21 protein-coding genes are annotated in these 25,832 nt (G+C 72.1%); 10 read left to right on the top strand and 11 right to left on the bottom strand.

Translation table 11 applies throughout. The features are described 5' to 3' along the window. The first annotated feature begins 126 nt into the window (after positions 1-126). Complete coding sequence (locus AC0VYM_RS24850) at positions 127-1,485, top strand: PhoH family protein (protein ID WP_475456090.1); 1,359 nt, start codon at positions 127-129, stop codon at positions 1,483-1,485. Positions 1,486-1,585: 100 nt separating this feature from the next. On the opposite strand, the gene AC0VYM_RS24845 is transcribed toward AC0VYM_RS24850, so the two are convergent. After that, on the bottom strand, positions 1,586-5,623 hold the full coding sequence (locus AC0VYM_RS24845; RefSeq protein ID WP_475456088.1) for an SCO7613 C-terminal domain-containing membrane protein: 4,038 nt from the start codon (positions 5,621-5,623) through the stop codon (positions 1,586-1,588). A gap of 431 nt (positions 5,624-6,054) precedes the next feature. On the opposite strand from AC0VYM_RS24845, the gene AC0VYM_RS24840 reads away from it, so the two are divergent. Together AC0VYM_RS24840 and AC0VYM_RS24835 are read left to right on the top strand one after the other, a co-directional pair. Beyond that, on the top strand, positions 6,055-6,759 hold the full coding sequence (locus AC0VYM_RS24840) for an aggregation-promoting factor C-terminal-like domain-containing protein (RefSeq protein WP_475456086.1): 705 nt from the start codon (positions 6,055-6,057) through the stop codon (positions 6,757-6,759). Positions 6,760-6,817: 58 nt separating this feature from the next. Then, a complete protein-coding gene (locus AC0VYM_RS24835) occupies positions 6,818-7,468 on the top strand; it encodes an aggregation-promoting factor C-terminal-like domain-containing protein (protein ID WP_475456084.1) in 651 nt (216 codons plus the stop codon). Positions 7,469-7,567: 99 nt separating this feature from the next. Here the strand turns inward: AC0VYM_RS24835 and AC0VYM_RS24830 are convergent, their stop codons facing one another. From AC0VYM_RS24830 to AC0VYM_RS24810, 5 genes are all read right to left on the bottom strand, one after another. Further along, complete coding sequence (locus AC0VYM_RS24830) at positions 7,568-9,391, bottom strand: serine/threonine-protein kinase (protein WP_475456082.1); 1,824 nt, start codon at positions 9,389-9,391, stop codon at positions 7,568-7,570. Between the two features lie 180 nt (positions 9,392-9,571). After that, a complete protein-coding gene (locus AC0VYM_RS24825) occupies positions 9,572-10,963 on the bottom strand; it encodes a class II fumarate hydratase (protein WP_475456080.1) in 1,392 nt (463 codons plus the stop codon). A 144-nt stretch (positions 10,964-11,107) separates the two neighbouring features. Next, complete coding sequence (locus AC0VYM_RS24820) at positions 11,108-11,677, bottom strand: DUF1707 SHOCT-like domain-containing protein (RefSeq protein WP_475463215.1); 570 nt, start codon at positions 11,675-11,677, stop codon at positions 11,108-11,110. A 129-nt stretch (positions 11,678-11,806) separates the two neighbouring features. Beyond that, entirely contained in the window at positions 11,807-12,247 is a 441-nt protein-coding gene (locus AC0VYM_RS24815) for an RNHCP domain-containing protein (protein WP_475456078.1), read from the bottom strand. Then, positions 12,244-12,618, bottom strand: a complete 375-nt coding sequence (locus AC0VYM_RS24810) for an RNHCP domain-containing protein (RefSeq protein WP_475456076.1) — start codon at positions 12,616-12,618, stop codon at positions 12,244-12,246. The genes AC0VYM_RS24815 and AC0VYM_RS24810 overlap by 4 nt, the downstream gene beginning before the upstream one ends. Positions 12,619-13,029: 411 nt before the next feature. Between AC0VYM_RS24810 and AC0VYM_RS24805 the strand changes: the two genes are divergently transcribed. Both AC0VYM_RS24805 and AC0VYM_RS24800 read left to right on the top strand, forming a co-directional pair. Beyond that, complete coding sequence (locus tag AC0VYM_RS24805; protein WP_475463214.1) at positions 13,030-13,956, top strand: ABC transporter ATP-binding protein; 927 nt, start codon at positions 13,030-13,032, stop codon at positions 13,954-13,956. Beyond that, entirely contained in the window at positions 13,953-14,774 is an 822-nt protein-coding gene (locus AC0VYM_RS24800) for an ABC transporter permease (RefSeq protein WP_475456074.1), read from the top strand. Before AC0VYM_RS24805 ends, AC0VYM_RS24800 begins: the two co-directional genes overlap by 4 nt. Before the next feature lie 95 nt (positions 14,775-14,869). Here AC0VYM_RS24800 and AC0VYM_RS24795 read toward each other — a convergent pair whose 3' ends face one another. Next, complete coding sequence (locus AC0VYM_RS24795; RefSeq protein ID WP_475456072.1) at positions 14,870-16,621, bottom strand: hypothetical protein; 1,752 nt, start codon at positions 16,619-16,621, stop codon at positions 14,870-14,872. Between the two features lie 151 nt (positions 16,622-16,772). Beyond that, the gene (glpX, locus tag AC0VYM_RS24790; RefSeq protein ID WP_475456070.1) at positions 16,773-17,798 is read right to left on the bottom strand and encodes a class II fructose-bisphosphatase; all 1,026 of its coding nucleotides are present in this window, start codon (positions 17,796-17,798) and stop codon (positions 16,773-16,775) included. A 389-nt stretch (positions 17,799-18,187) separates the two neighbouring features. Here glpX and AC0VYM_RS24785 point away from each other — a divergent pair, with 389 nt between their 5' ends. Beyond that, complete coding sequence (locus AC0VYM_RS24785; RefSeq protein ID WP_475463212.1) at positions 18,188-18,799, top strand: TetR/AcrR family transcriptional regulator; 612 nt, start codon at positions 18,188-18,190, stop codon at positions 18,797-18,799. Between the two features lie 252 nt (positions 18,800-19,051). Next, positions 19,052-19,642, top strand: a complete 591-nt coding sequence (locus AC0VYM_RS24780; protein WP_475456068.1) for a DUF4245 domain-containing protein — start codon at positions 19,052-19,054, stop codon at positions 19,640-19,642. Positions 19,643-19,722: 80 nt separating this feature from the next. On the opposite strand, the gene AC0VYM_RS24775 is transcribed toward AC0VYM_RS24780, so the two are convergent. After that, positions 19,723-20,694, bottom strand: a complete 972-nt coding sequence (locus AC0VYM_RS24775) for a 4-hydroxy-3-methylbut-2-enyl diphosphate reductase (protein ID WP_475456066.1) — start codon at positions 20,692-20,694, stop codon at positions 19,723-19,725. 295 nt (positions 20,695-20,989) lie between these two features. Here AC0VYM_RS24775 and AC0VYM_RS24770 point away from each other — a divergent pair, with 295 nt between their 5' ends. The 3 genes from AC0VYM_RS24770 (at position 20,990) to AC0VYM_RS24760 (ending at position 23,371) form a co-directional block, all read left to right on the top strand. Continuing rightward, positions 20,990-21,631, top strand: coding sequence for a DUF8129 domain-containing protein (locus AC0VYM_RS24770; RefSeq protein WP_475456064.1), 642 nt, complete (start codon positions 20,990-20,992; stop codon positions 21,629-21,631). A 157-nt stretch (positions 21,632-21,788) separates the two neighbouring features. Continuing rightward, a complete protein-coding gene (xseA, locus tag AC0VYM_RS24765) occupies positions 21,789-23,126 on the top strand; it encodes an exodeoxyribonuclease VII large subunit (protein WP_475456062.1) in 1,338 nt (445 codons plus the stop codon). Positions 23,127-23,128: 2 nt separating this feature from the next. Further along, on the top strand, positions 23,129-23,371 hold the full coding sequence (locus AC0VYM_RS24760) for an exodeoxyribonuclease VII small subunit (protein ID WP_475456060.1): 243 nt from the start codon (positions 23,129-23,131) through the stop codon (positions 23,369-23,371). Positions 23,372-23,594: 223 nt separating this feature from the next. Here AC0VYM_RS24760 and AC0VYM_RS24755 read toward each other — a convergent pair whose 3' ends face one another. Then, positions 23,595-24,161, bottom strand: a complete 567-nt coding sequence (locus AC0VYM_RS24755) for a DUF6542 domain-containing protein (RefSeq protein ID WP_475463210.1) — start codon at positions 24,159-24,161, stop codon at positions 23,595-23,597. A gap of 192 nt (positions 24,162-24,353) precedes the next feature. Further along, positions 24,354-25,712: a DNA recombination protein RmuC gene (locus tag AC0VYM_RS24750; protein ID WP_475456058.1), complete on the bottom strand. Its 1,359-nt coding sequence runs from the start codon at positions 25,710-25,712 to the stop codon at positions 24,354-24,356. Positions 25,713-25,832 lie beyond the last annotated feature (120 nt).

Here is a 25,832-nt window from a genome sequence, read left to right as displayed (position 1 = left end):
GTTGATCTTCTCCGCCCCGGCGGGATGTCGAAGAGGAGGGCCGGACCCGGCCCTCGTGGGCCTGGTCCCGGTCCTCCATGATCCCGTGACAGCAGGGCACCCACGCGGTGCCCAAGGGGAGAACGAGTGGCTAGTTCCTCGACCGATCACCGCGACACCCAGTCCCCCGCCGCCCCTGAAGCGGAGGTGGGAGAGGGCACGCGCGTCTACGTGCTCGACACCAGCGTCCTGCTCGCCGACCCGATGGCCATGGCCAGGTTCGCCGAACACGAGGTCGTCATCCCCGTGGTGGTGATCACCGAACTGGAGAGCAAGCGTCACCACCCGGAACTCGGGTACTTCGCTCGCAACGCCCTGCGTCGGCTGGACGACCTGAGGGTCGCCCACGGCCGTCTGGACGTGGCCGTCCCGGTGAACGACATGGGCGGCACGCTCCGGGTGGAGCTCAACCACAGCGATCCGACGATCCTGCCCGCGGGTTTCCGGCTTGGTGACAACGACACCCGTATCCTCACGGTCGCCCGCAACCTGCAGGCCGAGCGTGCGGACGAGAACTCCGTCATGCTGGTGAGCAAGGATCTGCCGATGCGGATCAAGGCCTCCTCGATCGGCCTCCCGGCCGACGAGTACCGGGCCGAGCTCGCCATCGAGCACGGGTGGACCGGGATGGCGGAGCTGGACGTGCCCGCCCACAACATCGGCGAACTGTTCTCCGCCGGTGAGAGCGAGATCGAGCAGGCCATGGACCTGCCCTGCCACACCGGTCTGGTCCTGGTCTCCGAGCAGGGCAAGGCGTTGGGGCGGGTGCAGGCCGACAAGTCGGTGAAGGTGGTGCGCGGGGACCGGGACGTGTTCGGTCTGAAGGGGCGCAGCGCGGAACAGCGGGTCGCCCTCGACCTGCTCACGGACCCGGACGTCGGCATCGTCTCCCTGGGCGGCCGCGCGGGCACCGGGAAGTCGGCGCTGGCGCTCTGCGCCGGTCTGGAGGCCGTCCTGGAGCGGGCCCAGCACCGCAAGGTGATGGTGTTCCGCCCGCTGTACGCGGTGGGCGGCCAGGAGCTCGGCTACCTGCCGGGGAGCGAGAACGACAAGATGACGCCCTGGGGTCAGGCGGTGCACGACACGCTGTCCGCCGTGACCAGCGAGGACGTGATCGAGGAGATCGTGGACCGGGGGATGCTGGAGGTCCTGCCGCTCACGCACATCCGGGGCCGCTCGCTGCACGACGCCTTCGTGATCGTCGACGAGGCGCAGTCCCTGGAACGCAACGTGCTGCTGACCGTGCTGTCCCGGCTGGGGGAGAACTCGCGGGTGGTGCTCACCCACGACATCGCCCAGCGCGACAACCTGCGGGTGGGCCGCCACGACGGGGTCGTCGCGGTGATCGAGAAGCTCAAGGGCCACCCGCTGTTCGCCCACGTGACCCTGACCCGCTCCGAGCGCTCACCCATCGCCGCCCTCGTCACCGAGATGCTGGAGGCCTAGGCCTAGGCCTGGGCCCTCGGTTCGGGCCCCGAACCGGGACAGCGTGAGTGCGCCCGCCGCACGAGCCGTGCGGCGGGCGCACCCGTGTGCGCGGCTCGGGCTACCGGAGCCGGGAGAGGTACCGGCCGACCCGCCTGAGGCGGGCGAGGCTGGCCTCGTAGCGGGCGCCCACGAACAGCAGTGCCGCGCCGATCACGGCGAAGGGCAGCCAGTTGGGCGCCAGCTGGCCCAGCTCCCACAGGGGCGGCCCGAAGGCCCGCAGCGACGTGACGAGCAGGGTGAGACCGCCCAGGACCAGGACGGCGAGCAGGCGCTGGCGCAGGCCCCACACGGTGACGGCCAGAGCCGTGGCCAGCACCGCCGGGAGCCGCCAGACCGTGTCGTCCCCCATCAGCACCTCCCACACCGTGGGGCCGAGGAGCAGCGCCAGACCGCCGCCGTAGGCGAGCCAGCTCGACGGAGCCTCGGCGGACCGGCGCGACCACTCCCAGCCGATCACCAGGAAGGCGAGCGCGGGCGGGGCGGTGTACGCCTCCGGGACGGTGACCTCCCACGAGGCGAGGGCCGTCCACAGGGCCAGGAACATCAGCACGGCTCCGACCCCGGCGTACCACCGGCGGTGCGGGCGGACGGCGCTGGCCAGGCTGATCACCCCGACCACCGCCAGGGCCGTGGCCACCAGTTCCAGGCGTCCGCCGTGCAGGACGGAGAGCAGCAGGGTGACCCCGGCCCACGCGGCGGCGGGGATCTCGGCCGCCGTCACCAGCGGCTCACGCAGGCGTGGGGCGACCGCCGCCACGGCGGCGACCACGGCGAGCGGGGCGAGGGCCGCGTACTCGACCGGAGCGTCCAGGGCCAGCGGCAGCGCGAGGGCGAAGCCGCCGGTGGCCGCCGTGGACACCGAGGTGGAGGCGATCGCCACGAACCTGGTGCGGGCGAGAGCGGTGACGACGGACAGGAGCGCGGCCGCCGCCATCAGGACCGCCACGGTGGAGTAGCGCTCCGAGAGCGCCCAGCTGAACCCGAGGGCCAGCGAGAACAGGCCGCTCGCCCACGGGATCCAGGAGACCCGGCCGTCGCGGAGCAGCGCGGCCCCGGCGAGCAGCAGGGAGCCGACCACGAGGGTCCACAGCAGGGCCACCAGGAAGGGCAGACCCAGCGCCACCGGCAGCGGGAGCAAGGTCAGGGGCGCCACCAGCGCGCCGACCGGGACCAGCAGGGACCGGTCCACGAGGAGGACGGCGAGCAGCGCCAGCGCCCCCGCGGTGAGCAGCCCCGCCGCGACGGTGAGCGCGCTCAGGGCGTCACTCGGCCCGGGAACGCCCACGAACACGTGCGCCGGCTCCAGCAGGGCGGAGAGCGGTGCCCCGCCGAGGACGTGGGACCTGGAGAAGAGGGCCAGGGCCGGGAGCCCGCGCGGGCCCGCCAGCAGCGGGACCAGCGCCATCAGCAGCACGCCCGCGGTGCCGAGGGAGACCGGGGAGAAGGGCCGTTCCCGCCGCACCGACCGCTCACGGTCCGTGCGGCCCAGCACCAGCGCGGTCGCGCCCAGCACGAGGGCGGCGGCGGCCAGCAGCCACCCCGTGGCCTGACCGGCGGCTCCCACGACGGAGGAGGCGACCAGCAGGGCGACGCCCGAGGCGAGGGCGAGGGCCCACGCGGTGACGGTCAGCCCGTACACGAACCGCTCGGGGGAGCCCGCCGCGCGCGGATCCAGGTCGTGGCGCAGCCGCGCGGAGACCAGCGCGGCGAGGGCGAGCAGGAGCAGGACGACCAGCGCGGAGTACTGCTGGGGGAGCGCCCAGACGAGGCCGAGCAGCATCGTGGCCAGACCGCTCACTCCGGGAAGCCAGGAGAGCGGGCCGCGGAGCCGGGAGGTCCAGAGGAACAGGGCCGCGCCGACCAGCGTCGTCCACACGACGGTGGGGAGGAAGGGTGCTCCCACCAGCACGGGCAGCGGGACCAGTGTCGGCGGTACCGTCAGGGCCGCACCGGCCGCGAACCAGCGGCGGTCGACGACGGCCACCAGCCCCAGGACGAGGAGGCCCGCCACGAGCACGCCCAGAACGAAGGGGAGACCTGTCTGGGCGGGCACCCCGAGCACCGCGTGCGCCGGGTCCCACAAAGCCGGGACCGGGGCCGACAGCGGCGCCGTACCGGGGAACGGGGACAGTGCCGGGGCGTCTCCCGGCAGGGCCAGCAGCGGGGCCGCGGGAAGCAGCGCCAGGCCCACCGCGGTGAACAGCCAGCGCGGGTCGGAGGCGGACCGTGCGGCGTCGGCGGTCCCGCTGGGAGCCGGGGGCGTGACCCGGCCCAGAGTCAGGGCGGTCGCCCCGGAGAGCAGGGCGGCGGCGGTCAGCAGCCACCAGTGGGCCTGGACCGTGTCGTCCGCGCCCCGGTTCCCGAGCAGGAAGGCGACGCCCACCACCAGGGCCAGGGCCCACAGCAGCGTGGCTCCCATGTGGAGGGTCGCGGCCCGGCCGCCCGGTTCGGGGCGGGCCCCGGTGGAGAACCGGCGGGCACCGACCGCGCAGACCAGCGCCGTGGCGGCCAGCATCAGCACGGCGGCCAGGGTCATGTACCGCTCGGGCAGCGCCCAGACCAGGCCGGTGACCAGGGTGAGCGTCCCGGTCACCACCGGGACCGCGCCGGTCCACCGGCCCAGGAGCACGGAGCCCAGCACCAGGCCGCCGCCGACCAGGAGAGCCCACACCACCGCCACGACCTGGGGAAGCCAGAGGAGCAGCGGGAGCGCCAGCAGCGTGGCGGGGGCGACGAGGGACAGGGCGACCGGCAGGGCGGAGCGGCGCAGCAGCCGGACCGTCCCCACGGCCAGCGCGGCGGCCACCAGGACCCCGGCCAGGTACACGAGGTTCAGCGGGGGCAGCGTGCTCGCCCGGTCCAGCTGGAGGAGCTCCGCGGCCGGGAGGAGCATGGCGGACGGCTCCAGGCTCCACGGAACGGCCGTGAGGCGGGGCAGGACCGGCAGTTCGGCGGGACCGGCCACGAGCGGGGCCAGGGCCAGGGAGCCCAGGCCGACCACCGCGGACGCGGGCCAGGTCCTCGGCGCGGTTCCGGCCCGGGGCCACCGGGCCAGCAGCAGACCGGTGGCCCCGGCCAGGATCAGGGTGGTCGCCATCGACCACCAGCCCACGGGGTCGGTGGAGGCGTGGACGGCCGCGGAGAGGACGGCGACGGCGGTGGCGACGAGGGTGAGTACCCACAGGACCACGGCGGACACCCGCAGCGTGCGGACCGGAATCCCGGGCCGGGGTTCACCGAGGAGCCGCACGGCGACGAGGTCCGCGAGCGCGGTGGCGGTGATCACCGGCAGCACCCAGCCCGGATTGGCGTCGGTCGGCAGCGAGACCACCAGCAGCACCGGCACCGGCTGAGCGAACAGCGCGGCCAGGACACGGGGCGAGCGGAGCGGCACCAGGGCGGGGTAGAGCAGCAGGAGCGCGCTCATGACCGCCAGCGCGGCCGCCGTGTACCCGGGGCCGTTGCTGATCCGGTCGCTCAGCAGCCAGAGGGCGAGCGCGTCCACGCAGAGCAGGCCGGCGGCCACCGATCCGAAGGTCTCGGCGGTGGCGCGCAGCCCGCGCCGGTGCAGCGGCAGGGCCAGCCCGGCGAAGGTCAGGGTGGTCAGACCGAGCACCGCGGCACGGGTGCCGGTGCTCAGGTCGCTCCACGTCCAGATGGCGAAGACCAGGGCGGCGACGCCGATGAGGAGGCCGCCGAGGCCGAGGATGACGTTCTGGGCCGAGCGCTGGCTCACCTCACCGGACCGCTCGGGCCCCGGGGCGGACCGCTGCTGGGCCGTGGCGGGCGGCCCGACAGCCGCCGGGGCCGGGACCGGGGCCGGGGGAGCGGGCACGGGCACCGCACGGCTCGTCAGCGCCACGGACTCGCGCCGCAGACGGCCCAGGACGTGGGGGCGCTCCTGGGAGAGCGCGCGCTCCCGTCCGCGCAGCGTCGCCAGCTCCGTGTCGATCCACCACAGTCGCTGGGCGGTCGGTCCGACGAGGCTGAGCCCGCAGCGCTGGCACGCCTGACCGGCGGTGCCGAGAGGAGCCGCGCAGTCGGGACAGTGGCGTGGGGCGCCGGGGGGTGGCTGGGGGAGTCCGTGGGCGTTCATACCGGCCATGCTCCTCGCGGACCCGGCGCGGCGCATCCGTACGGGTACTCAGTCGCCGGTGCGCGGCCCAGGAAGCCCGGTGACCTCGGTCTCCCCCAGCGACGGTGGAGATGAGTGACACAGGGCCAGGGCGTCGGGGCGCCCCTGACTCTTTGTGTTCCCTTGCAGGTCAGAAGTGCGCAAAGTGCGCACATTCCGTGATGTGAGTCAGGACACGGTAAAACTGGCGTTACTTCACCGTGACGATGATGCAGGCTGAGTGCGCTGCACCGAGAACCCCCTCCCGTGTGGGAGCCCCGCTCCGTGGACGGTCGAACGGCGACTCCGTCCCCTCCACGGCAGGCACGACGGGCCACGCGGTCCCATGGCGGCGACCCACACCACGCGAGATCCCAGTCAGGGCACGCGTGCGTCAACGTGAAAGGGCGATCTTGATAGTCAACCGGATCTCGCTGCGCCAGATGAGCGCGGTCGGAGCCGCGGCTCTGGTCGCGGGCGGCATGTTCACCGTCTCGGCCTTCGCGCAGACCAGCGATCTCGACCCCGGTCAGGCTGCCTCGGCGGCGACCCCCCAGGAGCAGCCCGAGCCGCCCCGGGAGGAGTTCTTCGCGAGCCCTCCCGCGGTCGACGACGCCGAGCGCGAGACCCAGCGCGAGCAGGGCCGGGACGACGTGCGGACCGCGGCCGAGCAGGCCGTCCAGTCCGCCAGCGGCACCGGCGCCGAGATCGCGGAGCCGGAGCCCGAGCCCGAGGAGGAGGAGACCTCCGACACCGGTTCCTCCGACGGTTCCGGCTCGTCCGGAAACTCCGCCCCCGCCACCCCGGTCCCGGCGGGCTCCGCCAAGGAGATCGCGCTCCAGATGGTCCTCGACCAGGGCTGGGACGCCGACCAGTTCCACAGCTGCCTCGAACCCCTGTGGGAGAAGGAGAGCAACTGGAACCACACGGCGGAGAACCCCAGCTCCGGGGCCTACGGCATCCCGCAGTCCCTGCCCGGGAACAAGATGGCCTCCCACGGCTCGGACTGGCAGACCAACCCGGCCACCCAGATCTCGTGGGGCCTGAGCTACATCAAGGACCGCTACGGGAACCCGTGCGGCGCCTGGTCCCACTCGCAGGCCAACAACTGGTATTAATAGGTTTTTCCCTGCCATTAACCCCCTTTTGGGAAAGGCAATCGTGCTACTCAACCGAATGTCGCTGCGTAGTACCGCGGCGGTCGGTGCGGCGACCCTGGTCGCCGGTGCGACGTTCGCCGTCTCCGCGTTCGCGGACGACGGTGTGGACCCGGACGTGGCGGCCAGCGCCGCCGTGCCGAGGTCCGAGGAACCCGCGGCCGACACCGAGACCGAGGGCGACGAGTTCTTCGCCGCCTCGGAACAGTTGACAGAGGACGAACTCCTGGAGCTCCGCGAGCAAGCGCAGAGCCAGAGGGACGCCGCCAACGGCCAGGGGGTGCAGTCCACCCAGGCCAGCGGTAGTGACATCGAGGAGGAAGAGGAAGAGGAGGAAGAGGAAGCGGACGAGGAGCCGACCTTCTCCGGCGACCCCAAGGGCATCGCCCGCCAGATGGTCGCCGCCGAGGGCTGGGGCGCCGACCAGTTCGACAGTTGCCTCGAGCCCCTGTGGGAGAAGGAGAGCAACTGGAACTACCAGGCGCAGAACCCCAGCTCCGGCGCCTACGGCATCCCGCAGTCGCTTCCCGGCGACAAGATGGCCTCCCACGGCTCGGACTGGCAGACCAACCCGGCCACCCAGATCTCGTGGGGCCTGAGCTACATCAAGGACCGCTACGGCACCCCCTGCGACGCCTGGGCGCACTCCCAGTCCGTCGGCTGGTACTGATCCGGCACCCGGTCCCCCCCATCCCCCGAACGACGAGAACGGCCCCGCGCACCCGTGCGCGGGGCCGTTCCCCTGTCCGGCGGTGGTCGCCGTCCGGACCTACTTGTGCGGGGTGAAGGTCTCGATCACGTCCTCGTGGACGTTGTCGAAGTCGTCCGCCTCCGCCAGGGGCACGTTCACGCTCACCAGGTAGAACACCCGGTGGTCGCCCTGCTCCATGATCACCGCGTACGCCCAGAGCCGACGCTCCTGCTGACCCCAGTTGGTGTTGACGAGGTCGGCCTCGACCATGGCGACGTCCAGCCCCGCCAGACCGCCCTCGAAGTCGTCCCGGTCGAAGTTCTCGGAGTCGTGCTGCGCGTAGCCGCTGGTGGCCTCCTCGATGTCGGTGCCACCGCTGGTCTGGGCCAGGAACTGCTCGGCGGTGCCGGTGAACTCGGTCTCCTCCCAGCCCTCCACCACGACCTCGTGCTCCATGCCCGGAGCGACGAACACGGCGATGGACTCGGAGATCCGGCTGTCGTCGGGCGACCAGCCGCCCGGGTAGGCGATCGAGAACCACTCGGAGTCGAAGGTCTGGAGGGCCTCCTCGTCGTACTCGGGGGGAGTCCCGTCCACCCGGATGTCGCTCTCCGGGGTGTCCTCGACCTGTTCGCGGCTCTCCGCCCGTCCGGGCTCGAAGACCTCGGGCTGGGACGCGTCGGGGGTCCCGGAGGGGCGCATGGCCAGGGCCACCACGAGGCCGCCGACCAGCAGCACCGCCAGGACCAGCGTGCCCACCGCCAGCACGGCGCCGAGACCGCACCCGCGCCTGCTCTTGGCCGGGGCCGCCGCTCCGTGCGCCGCGGCCGGCTGGGGGCCGCTGTGGCCGCCCACGCCGTGGCCGCTGTGGCCGCCGTGGTCCCCGTGGCCGCCGTGCCCGACCGAGCCGACCGCCTGCGTGTACCGCCCCTGGTCGTGGCCGGGGTAGGAACCCTGCCCGTAGTAGCCGCCGGAGGGGTGCGCGGCCGGATGGGGGGTCTGGGGGCCGCTCACGGCGGTGGCGGCCAACGCCGCACCCGCGGCGCCCGCCGAGGCGGCCGTGCCCGCCGAGGCCGGGCCCTCCCCGTCGCGGCACCGCCGCAGCAGGTCCAGGGCCTGTTCCACCGTGAGCCGCCGGTCCGGGTCGCGGTCCAGCAGACCGGCGATCACCGGCTCCAGCCACGCGGCCCGCGTCATCGGCGGGAGCTGCGCGGAGATCACCGCCGCGATCGCGGCGGTGATGGAGTCGCGGCGGAACGGGGAGCTCCCCTCCACGGCCGCGTACAACGTGACGCCGATGCTCCACAGGTCGCCCCGGTGCTCCGCCGGGCCGCCCTCCAGCCGCTCGGGCGGCATGTACTCGGGTGAACCGATCAGCGCGCCGGTCCGCGTGATGGCCGGACCGCCCTCCATGGTGGCGATCCCGAAGTCGGTGAGGATGACCCGCCCGTCGGCGGACATCATGATGTTGCCCGGCTTGATGTCCCGGTGCAGGACACCCGCCGCGTCCGCCGCGCGCACCGCCTTGAGCAGCGACTCCGCGATGTCCGCGACCTCCTCCGGCGGCAGGGCCCCGGACCTGCCGAGCAGGTCCTGGAGCGAACCGCCCTCGACCAGCTCCATGACCACCCACGGGTCGTCCTCGTACTCGAAGACGTCGTGGATGGTGATGACGGTGGGGTGGTTGATCCGCGCGGCGGACTGGGCCTCGCGGCGCACCCGCGCGTGCGCGTCGGCGCGCTCGGCGTCGGTGAAGTGGCCGGGGAGCAGTACCTGTTTGATCGCCACGACCCGGTCCAGGGCCGTGTCGTGCGCCTCCCAGACGATCCCCATGCCGCCACGGCCCAGCTCACGGAGCAGGACGTAGCGGTTCGCGATGGTCGGCTGGCTGTTACTCGACATCTGTCGCCCTCTCGGAGCGGGCTCTGTGCGTGAAGTTCTGACTACTGGTTCCGATGTCCACGGTAGGGGGATGGTTCCGGCGGCTTGGCCGCCGGTTCCGGATCGGAACGGTGAGGTGACGCACGAGGGGCACCCCGCTTCCGCGAGGTGCCCCGGGGCCCCGTGGACCCGTGTCGACGACTACTGCTGCGAGTTGGTCATCTTGAGGACGTCGAGGGCGGCGTCGAGCTGCTCCTCGGTGAGCTTGCCGTCCCGCACGTAGCCGCGCTCCAGCACGACCTCGCGGATGGTCTTCTTCTCGGCCAGCGACTGCTTGGCGACCTTGGCGGCCTCCTCGTAGCCGATGTACCGGTTGAGCGGGGTGACGATCGACGGGGAGGACTCCGCGTACACGCGGCACTGCTCCTCGTTGGCCCGGATCCCGGCCACGCAGCGGTCCGCGAAGACCGTGGAGACGTTGGCCAGCAGACGGATCGACTCCAGCACGTTGCGCGCGATCATCGGCAGCTGCACGTTGAGCTCGAAGTTGCCGGAGGCGCCGCCGAAGGCCACGGCGGCGTCGTTGCCGACGACCTGCGAGGAGACCTGGAGCATGGCCTCGCACAGGACCGGGTTGACCTTGCCCGGCATGATCGACGAACCCGGCTGGAGGTCCGGGAGGAAGATCTCGGACAGGCCGGTGGTCGGGCCGGAGCCCATCCAGCGGATGTCGTTGGCGATCTTGCAGTAGCCGACCGCGATGGTCCGCAGCTGGCCGGAGAGCTCGACCAGGGCGTCGCGGGCGCCCTGCGCCTCGAAGTGGTCGCGGGCCTCGGTGAGCGGCAGGCCGGTGTTGGCGGCGATCTCCGCGATGACCCGGGCGGAGAAGCCCTCCGGGGTGTTGATGCCGGTGCCGACGGCCGTGCCGCCCAGGGGCAGCTCGGCCACGCGCGGCAGGACGGCCTCCAGGCGCTCCACGCCGTAGCGGACCTGCGCGGCGAACCCGGCGAACTCCTGGCCCAGGGTGACCGGGGTGGCGTCCATCAGGTGGGTGCGGCCGCTCTTGACGATCGAGGCGAACTCGATCGACTTGCGGGTGAGCTCACCCTCCAGGTGGCGCAGCGCCGGGACCAGCTCGTTCTGCACGGCCGAGGTGGCGGCGATGTGGATGGAGGACGGGAACACGTCGTTGGACGACTGCGAGGCGTTCACGTGGTCGTTCGGGTGAACGTCGAGGCCGGTGCGCTCCTTGGCGACGGTGGCCACGACCTCGTTGGTGTTCATGTTGCTGGAGGTGCCCGAACCGGTCTGGAAGACGTCGATCGGGAACTCGTCGTTCCACTTGCCGTCGGCCACCTCGAGGGCGGCCTCACGGACGGCCTTGCCGAGGTCGTCCGAGATCACGCCGAGCTCGGCGTTGACCTTGGCGGCGGCGGCCTTGATCTCGCCGAGCGCGGCGATGTGGGCGTTCTCCAGCCCCTGGCCCGAGATCGGGAAGTTCTCGACGGCACGCTGGGTCTGGGCCCGCCACTTGGCCTTGGCCGGGACCTGGACCTCACCCATCGAGTCGTGCTCGATACGGAACTCACTCATTGCAACCCATCTCTCCTGGGAAAACCTGTGACCTCAAGCCTGCCAGACGCAGGAGGACACAACGCACCTCACCCTGGGTTCCCGGTGTTGCACGTGTCATGTTGACATCAGCGCAGGTCACCACCTTCGCACCGACCCCGCCCGTCAACCGCCGAGCTGGCGGCGGGCCCGGCGGCGGCCGAGGCGGAGGCGGCGCCTGGGCGCGCGGACCCGCACCGTCCCGAACAGGCAGAAGCCGTCGATCTCCAGGACCGGCGGGTGGGACATCGCGCTGCCGCGGGCGTTGGTGCTGCGTCTTCCGAGGAAGGACCACCCGTTGAGCCGGACCTCCACACCCTCGGGGACGTCGATCACGACCCGGCCGAGGAACGTGCTGACCGTCATGCGGTGGTGGTTGTGTGTGAGCAGCGCCTCGCGCATGTCGATCTCGGCGCGCCCGCACACCGCACCGGCCTGTTCGTCGGGGAGCGCCACCCAGCGCCCCTTCCGCCGGAGGGTGGTGAACCAGCTGACCATGGGTTCCGGGTCCAGTTGGAGCGGCTGCTCCTCGGCGGGCAGCAGGTCGGCGGTGAGCTCCGGCAGTTCCCCCAGGGTCCTGGCCGCCTCGACGCGGTCGAGGCGCTCCTCGAACTCCTCCATGTCGATCCGGCCGTCGGTCACGGCGGAGCGCAGGACCTCGCTGACGCGTTCACGGTCACTGTTGGACGCCCTCATCCGGGCGGGGGACACATCCTCACTCACCCCACCGAGCCTAGGCGAGAGGTGGCGTCGGGGCGGTCGCGACGGCGGCGGCCGTGGGGCCGGGCGGACCCGGCCCCACGGACGACCACGGGTCGTGCCTGATCAGAGGCGTGTCAACGCGCGCCGGGCCGGGGTGGCGGCCGAAAGCGGCCGCACCGCGATCCGCACCAGGGCGCGGGCGTTGTCGTCACCCGCGACCCGGTTGGCGCTGAGCTCGCCGCACGCCAGGCAGCGGTGGACGACCAGCCACTCGCCGTCCGGACGGGCACTGACACCGGCGGCCTCCATCCGGCCCCGGCAGTCGGCGGCCCGGTCACCCGGGACCCGGCCGTCCACGTGCAGGCTGGTGAGGCAGTGCGGGCAGTGGTTGCGGTGCGCGGTGCCGGGCGCCCGCAGCGGGACGTCCAGCCGACAGTGGGCGCAGCGGAACGACTCCCCGGCCTGGCCGTGGTGCCGCCCCTGTTCGCCCCGGGCCCGCAGGACGGTCTTCGGGCGCTGCTGTCGGCGCTGGCCGCGCCGCTGGTTGCCGCGACCCACGCTCACACCTCCCCGAACATCTCGAGCGGGAACGGCGGCTCGGCGAGCGGGCGGACGGCGATCCGCATGAGGACCAACGGGTTGTCGTCGGCGGTCACGGCGCTCTCGGAGAGCTCGTCGCAACGCACGCAGCGGTGGACGAGCCGCCATCGGCCGTCACGGGCGACGACGACGGAGATCGGGGTCATGCGGCCCTCGCAGTCGCTGACGCCGTCCTCGACCTGGTCGTGGACGTGGAGCGAGGTCAGACAGCTCGGGCAGTGGTCACGCGGGGTGCCGTCGGGGCCCAGGAGGGCGACGGACAGACCGCAGAGCACGCAGCCGAAGACGGTGCGCGCGGACGCGGTGGTACTGGGGTCGAAATCGTGGTGGGACAACCCGGAGGCTCCTTGCTGGAGTGGTGTGGAGACGACAGCAAGAGCGCCGAGCGGTTCTCGACGGGGAACGGGTCCGTTCAGACGTCCGAAGGGTGTCGGGGCATGAGGAGACCCGCGCGGCTGTGAGGCGCGCTCGGCGCGTTCCGGGGCATGGTCCTCAGTCCTTCTAGGCCTGGGCGCGGCGTGTGCCCCAGACACCGTGATCGGTTCCGACCCCTCAACGGTAGACACGGGCCGGGGCGCGGCGCAACGGGTTTTCCGCGCCTGTGGACGGCCGGGTCGGCGGCGGTGGGAGCCCCCGAACAGCGTCCGGCGCGTGCGGATAAACGATGGATTTTCACCCGGTCCGCTGCCTACCGTGTTCCCATGACCACACCAGAGCCCGGTCGGGCCGTACCGGGGAGCGCCGCCATGAGCTCCCGGGAGGCCTCCGCCGTGCCAGCCCTGAACCTGCGCGGCGTCGTGAAGCGCTTCGGTTCGCTCACAGCCGTCGACGGCCTCGACCTGGAGGTACCCCAGGGGACCGTTCTCGGCCTGCTCGGTCCCAACGGCGCGGGCAAGTCCACCACCATGAAGATGCTCACCGCCCAGTCCATCGCGGACGAGGGCACCATCAGCATCCTCGGCCACGAGATCCCCGCCGAGTCCAAGTGGGCGCGGGCCCGCATGGGCGTCGTCCCCCAGCACGACAACCTCGACGAGGAACTGACGGTCGAGCAGAACCTCCGGATGTTCTCCTTCCTGTACCGGGTCCCGCGTGCCCGCCGCAAGGAGGCCATCGCCCGGACCCTGCGGCTGGCCCAGCTCAGTGATCGGGGCGACACCCCCGTGGACGACCTCTCCGGCGGGATGCGCCGCCGCCTGCTCATCGTCCGCGCGCTCCTGCACCGGCCCGAGCTGGTCCTCATGGACGAGCCCACCGTCGGTCTGGACCCGCAGGTGCGGCAGGAGCTGTGGGGGGTGATCACGGCCCTGCGGGACGAGGGCGCCACCGTCCTGATGTCCACCCACTACATCGAGGAGGCCGAGCGCCTCTCGGACGAGGTCGCCCTCATGGCCAGGGGGAGGGTCGTCGAGCGCGGCGCGCCCGCCGACCTGGTCGCCAAGTACGCGGGGGCCAGCGTCGAGGAGTACACACCCGACGCGGACGGGATGGCCGCACTGGAACGCCTGATCAACGGCTACGGCTTCACCACCCGGCGCACCGGCACCACGCTGTCCGTTCTGCGCGCCGAGGAGCTTCCGGAGTCGGCCCGGGACCAGCTGGGCACCCCCGTCCGGCGGGACAGCAACCTGGAGGACGTGTTCGTGACCCTGACCGGGGAGTCCGTGGAATGAACCTGTCACAGCGTCACGAGGACGCCCGCCCGGAACGGCACGCCCGGCCGGGCCGGTTCGAGGCCGACGCGGTCCGCGGGGTGGTCGCCCGCGAGTGGATCCTCTACGGGCAGTCGTGGCGGGCCACCACCTTCGCGGCGGTGGTCGAACCCACCCTCTACCTGCTCTGCTTCGGGTTCGGCATGGGAGCCCTCATCGGCACCCTCGCCGGGTTCAGCTACATCGACTTCCTCGGCACGGGGATCGTCGCCGTGTCGGTCATGTTCCAGTCGATGATGCCCGCCGTCATCAACACCTTCATCAAGCGCCGCTTCCTGCACACCTACGAGGGCATCCTCGCCGCCCCCGTGGACGTGCGCGAACTCGTCACCGGCGAGGCCCTGTGGCTGGCGCTGCGGTCCGGCGTGTACGGCTGCGTACCGCTGCTGGTGGCGATCGGCTTCGGCCTCCAACCCGGTTTCGGGATGGTGCTGGTGCCGTTCGTCGCCTTCCTCGCCGGGTTCGCCTTCGCGCTCTTCGGCATCTGGATCTCGGCGGTGATCACCTCGGTGCGCTCCATGGACTACGTGTTCAGCGGCCTGTTCACCCCGCTGTTCCTCATGGCGGGCACGTTCTTCCCGCTCACCGAGCTGCCCGACTGGGTCCAGACCGCCGCCATGGTCAACCCCCTGTACCACGCGGTCGAACTCATCCGAGGGGCGGTCTTCGGCGGACTGGACGTCCTCGGGGCCCTCGGCCACGTCGGGGTCCTGCTGGCCTTCGTGGTGCTGATGTGGAACCTGGCCGCCTTCCAGATGCGCCGCCGGGTCGTCAACTAGGCGGTCCTCAACCACGGGAGCGGCCGCGACGACGACGGCGCGGGAGGGTCGCCCCTCCCGCGCCGTCGTGTCGTTCACGGGTCACCCCGGGGTGATCAGCCCCCGCTGGGCGCCCAGCGCAGTTCGACCACGGCGCGCTGGCCCTCCTCGACCACGCTCACGCCGACGCCGACCGCGCCCCACTCGCCGGGGGCCTTCACCTCACCGCTGACCAGCAGCTCGCGCAGGTCGAAGTACCCGGCGACCACGGCGTCGTCCATCTCCTGCATGGTCTGCTGGAAGACGTCGTCCTCACCGAGCTGGCCGGACCCGGTACCGCCGTGGGTGACCACGACCGTGTCGCCGTCCTGGCTCACCTCGGGCATCACCATGGACGAGTAGGGGCCGCCGAAGGACTCCTCCAGGAAGCCCTCGATCGCCGCCTGGTCGCCGCCGACCGCGTGGTACGCGAAGGACGGCTCCGAGCCGAGGGAGACCTCCTCGAAGCCGGAGAGGCCGACGGCGGTGGAGCCGCCCAGCAGGGAGGTGAAGCCGTCCGGCAGCGGAGCGCCGACCGAGTTGAAGAACGACTCCATCTCGCTGCGGGAACCGTCGTCGAGGAACGGGAGGCCGTCGTTCTCCCAGGCGGTGGCCAGCGCCTGGTCCATGCCGCTCCCGGCGAAGGCCGCCGTGGTGCCGGAGGGCAGGCCGCCCATGGCCTCGACGCTCGCGCCGGGGGCGTCGGCCAGCCAGGTCAGGCCCTCGTTGTCCACCTCGAAGCCGAAGACGTCCATCCGGGCCTCGAGGTAGTCGCCGTCCACCCGCACGGAGGCGGTCATCCGGCCCTCGACGGTGGCGTCCACACCGGTGCCGAGCTCGGCGGCCAGTTCCTGGTCGACCCCGGTCAGGTTCCCGAACGCGCCCAGGTCCATCCAGGCCAGGGCGATGCTGCCGCTCGGCACGTCGGCGAGGTCGCCGCTGTAGGTGTCGTTGGACTCCAGGTCGCCGTGGGCCGACATCTGCTCGTTGTACTCGCTGATCGCCTCCTCGTCCTCGGAGATGACGACGAAGTCGTCGACCAGCACGTAGTCCAGGTCGCCGTCCTCACGCAGCCCGTTGAGCGTGGCCTCGGCGGCACCGGCGTCCTTGACGGACAGCGCCATCGCGAGCGCCATGCCGTCGTCCACGATGGCCCCCTCGTTGGCGGCGGGCCAGGCGGCCATCCCGGCCTTCTGCCCGATCCACGCGTCCACCTCGGCCTTGTCGACGTCGAACTCCTCGGCGAAGGCCTCGGCGAAGACACCCGTGGTGTCCTCCTCCACCTCCCCGGTCTCCTCGGTGATCTCGTCCGGGAGCTTCTGGGAGAAGCGGATCAGGTCCATGACCTGGGAACCGTTGATGTCGAGGTCGACCTTGCCGAAGGCGACGGAGTTGCCGGGCAGGACCGACTCGGGCTGGGGACCGCCGAAGTCGACCAGCGAGACGGCCGCCCACAGGGTGCCGCCCATGACCACGACGGCCACACCGGCCGCCGCGGGGATCAGCCACTTGCGGCCGCCGCGCGAGGGCGGGACCTGGCCGCCCGAGTACTGGCCGCCGTAGGGCGGCTGGCCGGGGCCTCCGGGGCCCATCGGACCGCCGGGACCCATGGGGGCACCGGGACCGCCCGGACCCATGGGGGCGCCGGGGCCCTGCGGGGGCGGGCCGCCCGCGCCCGGGTACTGCTGCCCCGGGAACTGGCCGCCGGGACCGGGCTGCTGGGGCGGGGCGAACTGCGGCTGGCCGGGGCCCTGCTGCTGGGGGAACCCCTGGCCCGGCTGCTGCGGCGGCTGCCACTGGGGCTGCTGTGGGGGATCTGGGTAGGACATCGGACCTCCGACGAGGATGTACGTGGGACAGACGCGGGCGCGGGGCCAACGACGAGTCTGATGCCGGGAAACACCGAGTTGTTCACTCGTACCCGAAACACGAAACCGGCGGTGCCCGTCCAGGTGGACGGGCACCGCCGGTTCGCGGTGACTACTCCGGGGCGGAGGTGAGGTCCACGCCGCTGTAGGCGGACAGCTTGCTCAGACGGTGCTCGCTGCGGACCTGGCGCACGGTACCGCTGCGGCCGCGCATGACCAGGGAGTCGGTGGTCACACCGGTCGACTCGTACCGGACACCGCCCACCAGCTCGCCGTCGGTGATGCCGGTCGCGGCGAAGAACACGTCGTCCGAGGAGACGAGGTCGTCGGTGAGGAGCACGCGGTCCAGGTCGTGGCCCGCGTCGACGGCCTTCTGGCGCTCCTGGTCGTCCTTGGGCCACAGACGGCCCTGGATGACCCCGCCCAGGCACTTCATGGCGCACGCGGTGATGATGCCCTCGGGCGTGCCGCCGATGCCCAGCATCAGGTCCACGCCGGTGCCCCGGCGCGCGGCCATGATGGCGCCCGCGACGTCACCGTCACTGATGAACTTGATCCGGGCGCCCGCGTCGCGCACGTCCTGGACCAGCTGCTTGTGGCGCGGACGGTCCAGGATCACGACCGTCACGTCCTGCGGCGACTTGCCCTTGGCGCGGGCCACGGCGCGGATGTTCTCGGCGGGCGAGGCGGCGATGTCCACCACGTCGGCGGCCTCGGGGCCGGTGGCCAGCTTCTCCATGTAGAACACGGCGGACGGGTCGAACATGGTGTTGCGCGGGCTCATCGCGATCACCGCGATGGCGTTGGGCATACCCATGGCGGTCAGGGTGGTGCCGTCGATCGGGTCGACCGCGACGTCCCAGTCGGTGCCGCCGCCGTCACCGACCCGCTCGCCGTTGTAGAGCATGGGCGCGTTGTCCTTCTCGCCCTCACCGATCACCACGGTGCCGTTCATCGACACGGTGCTGATCATGTGGCGCATGCCTCGCACGGCCGCACCGTCGGCGCCGAGCTTGTCGCCCTTGCCGACCCAACGGGCCGCGGCGAGCGCGGCGGTCTCGGTGACGCGGACCAGTTCCAGCGCGAGGTTACGGTCGGGCGCCGAGTGCTGCGCGGACGGGCTACTGGACTGCGACATGGACGTGACACCTTCCGTCGGGAACAGGGTGGGGTTCTCTCTTAGGGTAGTCACCCGACGTGACCTCCGTTTATCGCGGACCCCGGGGAGGACGGCGCGCGTGTCGGACGCCACCCGGGGCGAGGAGCGCCCGAGCGGGGGCGGATCGTGTGCCAGGTCGGGTGATCCGGGGGCGGGTGGTCGGGTAACGCCGAGCCCGACGCGGCCCGTAACATCGTGGACCTGTACCGGATCGACCACGACGTGGCGGTCCCGGCTGCCGGGAGAGCAGTCGTCAGGCGCGTCTGTCGCGTCAAGCCCGCCGCCACGAGGCAGGGGGGGAGTTCCCGTGGTCTCCCAGGGGAACGCTTCAGGTTTGTGGGGACCCGGACAGAAGTGAGGGCGTGACAGTGGACAAGACGGACAGGCCCGCGCGGGTCTCGCCGCGCGGCGCGGCCACCCGCAGTGCCCTGCTGCAGGCGGCGGCCCAGGTGTTCCGCACGGTGGGGTTCGCCAAGGCCGGGGTGAGCGAGGTCGTCTCGGTCGCCGGGGCCAGCGTCGGCAGCCTCTACCACCACTTCACCGGCAAGGCGGACCTGTACGTCGCCCTGTACGAGGAGTTCCAGCAGCGCCAGCAGGAGCGCACCCACCAGGCGGTCCGCGACGCCCGCTCCGAGGGTGAGAGTGATCCCACACGGCTGATGAACATCGCCGCGCACGCCTACCTCCTCGGCTGCATAGAGGAGCGCGACACCGCGCGGCTGTTCTTCAGCGGCGACGGCCCGCCCGGGTTCGACTACCAGCTGCGGTCCCGGCTCACCCAGTGGACCGACCGCAACGTGGCCCTCTTCCGCAAGGCCGACGAGCCCGTCGACGAGGCGCTGCTGATCGTGGTGAGCGGTTCCATGCTGCTGGCCGTGGCCGAGGTCGTGCGGCGCGACGACGCCGACGCCCACCGGCTCGCGGACGAGATCACCGGGCTGCTCACCGAACTCGAACCCCGCCACCGCCAGCGGGACTAGCGCCGAGCGGGCCGGGTTCGACTGGGTGGAGGTCCCCGCGGCCCGGCACCCTCCCGTCGTACGCCCTGCTCTCGGAACGCGTCGGGCAGCGGCGGGCGCCGCGCCGCCACCGCGCCTGGCTGTCCGACCGGAGGGACGCGGCGCCGACGGCCCGGTGACCGAAGGTTCCCGTCCGGGACGAGTCGCCGCTCACGTGCGCTAACCGCACCCCAGGTCGAAGCGGCCCGGGCGCTGGGGCAAGCTGGTCATGTCATGAGTTCATACAGCCGGGCCAACGCCACCTTCAAGAACTACGCCATCTCCCTCGGGGTCGTCGTCGCGATCATCCTGGTGATGGCGTTCGTGGTCTCCACGCGATCGGGTGAACGCATCCCCGAAGTCCAGTTCCGCCCGGACATCGAGGTGCTCCGGAGCAGCGCCGAGTATCCGGTCACCGCACCCGACGAGAACCTTCCCGAGGGTTGGACGCCCACCAGCTCCACCCTGGACCTGAACGGCCCGGTCGAGTGGACCGTGGGCTTCGCCACTCCGAAGGACAGCCACGCCAGGCTGGTCCAGAGTGACGACGACCCCGACACCGTGGTGCGCGACACCGTCAAGGACGCCGAACCGGTGGGCACCGTCATGGTGGGCGACCGGGAGTGGGAGCACCTGGAGTCCGAGGACTGGGGCGCGCTCGTGCTGCGCGAGGAGGGCTGGACCCTCATCGTCGCGGGCAGCGCCGGTGTCGACGAGTTCGCGGAGCTGGCCGAGCACCTGGAGACCTTCCCGGTCCCGGAGCCCGAGGCCGCCGAGGAGGGCGACGAGGCCGAGCCCTCCGAGGGCGCGGACGCCGACTCCTAGCCCGCCGGGCTCCCCGGTACGTGACGAAGGGCCCCGCCGAACCGTGTGGTTCGGCGGGGCCCTCGACGTTCGGGAGGCGACTACTCGGCGCGCAGGTCCCGGCGGAGCTCCTTGGGCAGCGAGAACGTGAGGGTCTCGTCGGCCGTCGTCACGGGGCTGACCGAACCGAATCCGTGTCCGGCCAGCTTGTCCAGCAGTTCGCGGACGAGGATGTCGGGCACCGAGGCGCCGCTGGTGACGCCCACGGTGGTGACGCCCTCCAGCCAGGCCTCGTCCATCAGGGTGGCGTTGTCGATCAGGTACGAGGCGTTCGCCCCGGCGTCCAGGGCGACCTCGACCAGGCGGACGGAGTTCGAGGAGTTGTCGGAGCCCACCACGATGACCAGCTCGCACTCCGGAGCCATCGCCTTGACGGCGTCCTGGCGGTTGGAGGTGGCGTAGCAGATGTCGTCGCTGGGCGGGTCGAGCAGGTTCGGGAAGCGCTCGCGGAGGGCGTCGACGGTCTGGTTGGTCTCGTCCACCGAGAGGGTGGTCTGGGACAGCCAGGACACGTTGTCCGGGTCGCGGACCTCGACCTTGTGGACCTCGTCGGGGCTCTCCACGATCTGGATGTGGTCCGGGGCCTCACCGCTGGTGCCCTCGACCTCCTCGTGGCCGATGTGGCCGATGAGGATGATGTCACGGTCCTCGGAGGCGAAGCGCTGGGCTTCCTTGTGCACCTTGGTGACGAGGGGACACGTGGCGTCGATGGTCTTGAGCTGGCGACGCTGGGCCTGCTCGTGGACCGCGGGCGAGACACCGTGAGCGGAGAAGACGACGATGGCGCCCTCGGGCACCTCCTCGGTCTCCTCGACGAAGATCGCGCCCCGCTCCTCCAGGGTGCGCACGACGTGCGTGTTGTGCACGATCTGTTTGCGCACGTAGATCGGGGCACCGTACTGTTCCAGTGCCTTCTCGACGGTGATGACCGCCCGGTCGACTCCGGCGCAGTACCCCCGCGGGTTGGCGAGAAGCACACGGCGTTGGTTCGTGGCAGTCGTCATCGCACTCATGGGACACATCCTAGGTGTGATCCGGCGCCGTGGGTCCGTGTGTGGGATAGGGCACGGAGTGGGTAGGTCCATGGCGGGTCCGCAGGCGGGTGGGGTCGGTGCGACCGAACGCACACGATCCGGCGGCGAAGTGGCGGAATCGTTCACTTCCCGCCCGCTCATGCTGCTACTCCCTCCTCTATCCTGGTTCACCATCGCATCTGTTATGAGGCGGTTCGCCCTCAACTCGGCCTTGCCTTGTTCGCTGGACGCGCGCCGCCGGCCCAACGCCGAGAGCATCAGGAGCCCCCGTCCTATGTCGAACCCGACCATCGTCACGAAGCTGACCACCCTCGTCAGGGGCATCTTCGGGCGCAAGGACCCGGTCATCACGACCGTGCAGGACAAGAAGGACGAGATCCCCGCGCAGGAGAGCGCGGAGAAGGTGGAGACCCCCGCCACCGCGGACGCGGCGTCCGAGGAGAAGGCCGTGAAGGCCGAGCCCGCGACCGAGAAGCCTGAGGTCGAGAAGCCTGAGGAGAAGGCCGAGGAGAAGGCCGAGAAGCCCGAGGCCCCCGCCGAGAGCACCCCCGAAGCCGCCCCCGAGACCGCCCCGCTGGTCGAGGAGCCCAGGGACGAGCCCACCGTCCCGGCCACCGCCGACCTCCCCGAGGACGGCCCCGCCCTGGCTGAGGAGCTCGAGGCCGCCGAGGCCCACACCACGGTCGCCAGCGACGACGTTCTGGAGCGCGTCCGCAAGGAGGCCGCCCCCGCCGCCGAGGACCTGGCCGTCCCCACCTACGACGAGCTCACCCTGCCGTCCATCCGGGCGCGCCTGCGCAAGCTCACCATCGAGCAGGTCCGCGACCTGCGCGCCTACGAGGTCGCGCACCAGGGCCGCCCCGAGTTCATCAAGATGTACGACAACCGGATCGCCAAGCTGGAGTCCGAGGCCTGAGCCCGGACGTGTCCGCGGGCCCGCCCCGGACCGCCCCCGCCGTCGTGCCCGCCCCGGAGGCCGGTGCCCGGACCCCGGTCCGGCACCCCTCCGTCTCCGGGGCCGCGCGGCCGCTCCTTCACAGAACTGTCCTCACCCTGGCCTAGGCTCTGGAGCCATGGGCATGGAGAGTTCGGCGGAGTCACCGCAGCCGGTCAGGACCGTACTCCAGGCGGTCGGCGGCTGGATCGACCGGCTGGGCGCCATCTGGGTCGAGGGGCAGATAGCCGAGCTCAACTCGCGCGGACGCATGTCCTACATGACCCTGCGCGACCCGGTCGCCAACGCCTCCATCCGCGTGCTCTGCGAGACCTCCGTCCTGCGCCGCCAGGAACCGGCCCCCGGCCCCGGCGACCGCGTGGTCATCCACGCCAAACCGGACTTCTACCAGCTCAAGGGCACCTTCTCGCTTCGCGCCCGGGAGATCCGGCACGTCGGGATCGGTGAGCTCCTCGCCCGGCTGGAGCAGCTGCGCCGGACCCTGACCGCCGAGGGCGTCTTCGACCCCGCCCGCAAGCGCCCGCTGCCCTTCCTGCCCAACACCGTCGGCCTGATCTGCGGCCGCGACTCCGCCGCCGAGCGCGACGTGCTGGAGAACGGACGCCGCCGCTGGCCCGCCGTGCGCTTCGAGGTGCGCCAGGTGGCGGTCCAGGGCGACCGGGCCACCCGCGAGGTGATCGAGGCCCTGCACGACCTGGACACCCGCCCCGAGGTCGACGTCATCGTCATCGCCCGGGGCGGCGGCTCCATGGAGGACCTGCTGCCCTTCTCCGACGAGGCCATGGTCAGGGCGGTGGCCGCGGCGGGCACCCCCGTGGTCAGCGCGATCGGCCACGAACAGGACGCGCCGCTGCTGGACCACGTGGCCGACGTGCGCGCCTCCACCCCCACCGACGCCGCCAAGCGGACCGTCCCGGACGTCGGGGAGCAGCTGGAGATCATCCGTCAGCTCCGCGACCGGGCCCGCCGCGTCATCCGGGGCGGGGTCGACCGGGAGCTGGCCTGGCTGGAGAGCGTACGCTCCCGCCCGGTCCTGGCCGATCCGGTCCGGGAGACCGAGCGCCTCACCGAGCAGGTCCTGGAGCTGCGCGACCGCGCCCGCCGGAGCCTCACCGCCGCCCTGGACCGCGCGGCCGACGCCATGGTCCACACCGAGGCCCGTCTGCACGCGCTCTCTCCGGCCACCACGCTGGCGCGCGGCTACGCGATCGTGCAGCGCGAGGACGGATCCGTGGTCCGCTCCGCCGCCGAGCCCGCCGTGGGGGAGACCCTGCGCGTACGGTTCGCCGAGGACGGCCTGAGGGCCACCGTCGACGCCCTGGACGGCGAGGGTGAGCCCGAGCCCCGCCCGGCGGGGAAGAAGGCGGCCACGGGCGGCTCACGCGGCAGGAAGAAGAAGGCGGCGCCCGCCGCCGAGGACACCACGGACAACCCAGCCACCACAGAGGGGGAGTAGGCATGGCCGACCAGAGCGAGGCCCCGGAACTGAGCTACGAGGAGAGCCGGGAGGAGCTGAACAACGTCGTCCGGAGACTGGAGTCGGGCGGCCTCACCCTCCAGGAGTCCCTGGAGCTGTGGGAGCGCGGCGAGAAGCTGGCCCGGGTCTGCGAGCACTGGCTGGAGGGGGCCCGCGCCAAGCTCGCGGCCGCCATGGACGAGCGCCGGGCCGACGAGTCCGGGAACGACGACGCCCCGTTCTGAGGGGGCTGGGTCTTCTTCGCGCCTCCGCTTCGCTTCGGTGCGTGTTCGGCGCCTTTGCAGAGGGATTCTTCATCCTCGTCTACGCCTGGCTCGTTCCTCGCTGGCGGCTCGACCCGTCCTGCGCAGCGCCTGCTGGAACCCAGACTCTCCGCTGCGTTGGGACGCGGTCAGCTGGCCGCGTGGGTGCCCCGTGACTTCAGCGTCTCGGGGGAGCGGTCGGGTTCTACTTGCGGCCGTTGAGCTCGTCACCGAGGTTGCGCAGGTTGCCGGGCAGGCCACGGAAGACCGCGACGACCAGGACCAGCGCCGTGCCCAGGAACAGCCACGGGGCGACCTCGGCCAGGCGCGAGGCCAGGCCGAGGATGAGGACCCGGGCGAACCCCTCGTTGCCCAGGGCCAGGATGCTCTCGGCGGCGACCACCGCGACGAAGTAGGCGATGGGCGGGCTCACCGACAGCGACAGCAGGTCGGCGGGGCGGACCAGGGCCGCCGTCGTCAGGCAGGCCAGGGTGAAGGCCAGCCCGGGAGCGGCCGGGGTCGACGTCAGGTGGGCGATCATGGTCCCGGCGAAACTGAACACGACGATGATCAGCACACCGCCCCGGCCGGTCAGCCGTGGAGGTTGCCAGGCGGGGGCCGCCGCCTTCGGGTGACTGCGCGCTGTCCTGTCCGGGTTCGGGTGGCTGCGCGCGGACCTGTCCGCACCCGCCGCCCCCCGACCGCGACCGTTGGACCGCACGAAGTACGGGGCCTGTCCGGGATCCGGACCGTCCGACTTGCGCGGGGGCATGGTCGTCCGCCTCCCCAGTTTGTTACTCACAGTGTTTAGTGTGTCACTTCTCGTGAAACTTCGGGGGTCATTCCTGGGATCGTGTCGTCATTTCGGCCACTTGCCCCTTCCGGGGCGATCGCGGCTTCCACCCCTTGGACGCCGAGATCTCCCCTCCTGGTTCCGGCTGGTTCCGGGGTCGGGGCCGATCGGTCACTCGCCGTGAACGGCTCCCCCCGGTTCCATTTGGGTCGAACCGTTGCGGACGTTACTCCCATGCCGAATACTGCCGACATCGGCGGCACCGGCGAGCTTCAGGTCCGACATGTCCGTATCGTGCGCGGACGTCTCCGCCATCCCCGCCGACGTCTCCGCGAGCTCCGGTGCCGCCACCGTACGCGGCCGCTCCTCCACCCCGGAGAGCCGGTCCAGGTCACCGTCGACCAGCCCCAGCTCACCGAAGCGCCGCGCGGTCACCAGCACCCTGCTCTCCAGCGACCCCACGGTCTGGTTGTAGGCGCCCACCGTACGGTTCAGCGCCCGGCCCAGCCCCTCCACGTGGCCGCCCAGCTTCGCCAGCCGCGCGTACAGCTGCTTGCCCAGGTCGAACACCTCGCGGGCGTTCTCGCTCAGCGCCTCCTGCTGCCACGCGTACTGCGCGGTCCGCAGGAGCGAGATCAGCGTCGTCGGCGTCGCGATGTGCACCCGCCGCCCCATCGCGTGCTCCAGCAGCCCGGGGTCGTACTCCAGCGCCGGGGCCAGGAACGCCTCACCCGGGATGAACAGCACCACGAACTCCGGCGCCGGGGTGAACGCCGACCAGTACGACTTCGCCGCCAACTGGTCCACATGGGTGCGCACGTGCTTGGCGTGCGCCCGCAGCCGCTGCTCCGACGCGGCGCCCTCACCGGCCTCCACCGCGTCCAGGTAGGCGGCCAGCGGCACCTTCGAGTCCACCACGATGTTCTTGCCGCCCGCCAGCCGCACCACCATGTCCGGCCGCTGTGCCCCGGACACCGCCTGTTCCTCGAAGTCGCAGTACGCGGACATCCCGGCCAGCTCCGCCACCCGGCGCAGCTGGAGCTCGCCCCACCGGCCGCGCGCCTCCGGCCTGCGCAGCGCCGTCACCAGCGACTGCGTCTGGTCCCGGAGCCGCTCCGACCCCTCGCGCACGTACTCCACCTGCTTGGCGAGCTCCGCGTGCGCGGCGGCGCGACCGGCGTCCACCTCCCGCAGCTGGGTCTCCACCCGGTTCAGGGTCGCCGTCAGGGGCTCCACCATCCGCTCCACGGCGCGGCGCCGCTCGTCCAGGTCGCCCCCGGCCTCCGCGCTGACCGCCCGCAGCCGCCCCTCAGCGAGTTCGAGGAAGCGCTGGTTGGTCTGGTCCAGGGCCTGCGCGGACAGCGCGCGGAACCGGTCCGCGAGCTGCTCCTCCACGTAGGCGGCGCGCTCCTCCGCCGCCCTCGCGTCCGCGCGGGCCTCGGCGTCCCGGCCGCGGGCGAGCAGCCAGCCCACGGCGGCGCCGACGGCCAGACCGATGACGAGTACGAGTACGAGAGCGAGGGCGTCCATGGCGCCATGCTCTCAATCCCCGAGGGTCGCGCGCCCGGCAACGCGCAGGACTCCGCGCGTCGCTCCGCACGGCGGCCCTGACCGGAACCGGCCACGGGCGGGGGTTGCCGCGGCGGAGGC

This window comes from Nocardiopsis sp. iso_237 (assembly GCF_056173345.1).
The sequence above is the reverse complement of the archived record's forward strand: the minus strand, read 5'-3'. Positions and strand labels throughout refer to the sequence as shown.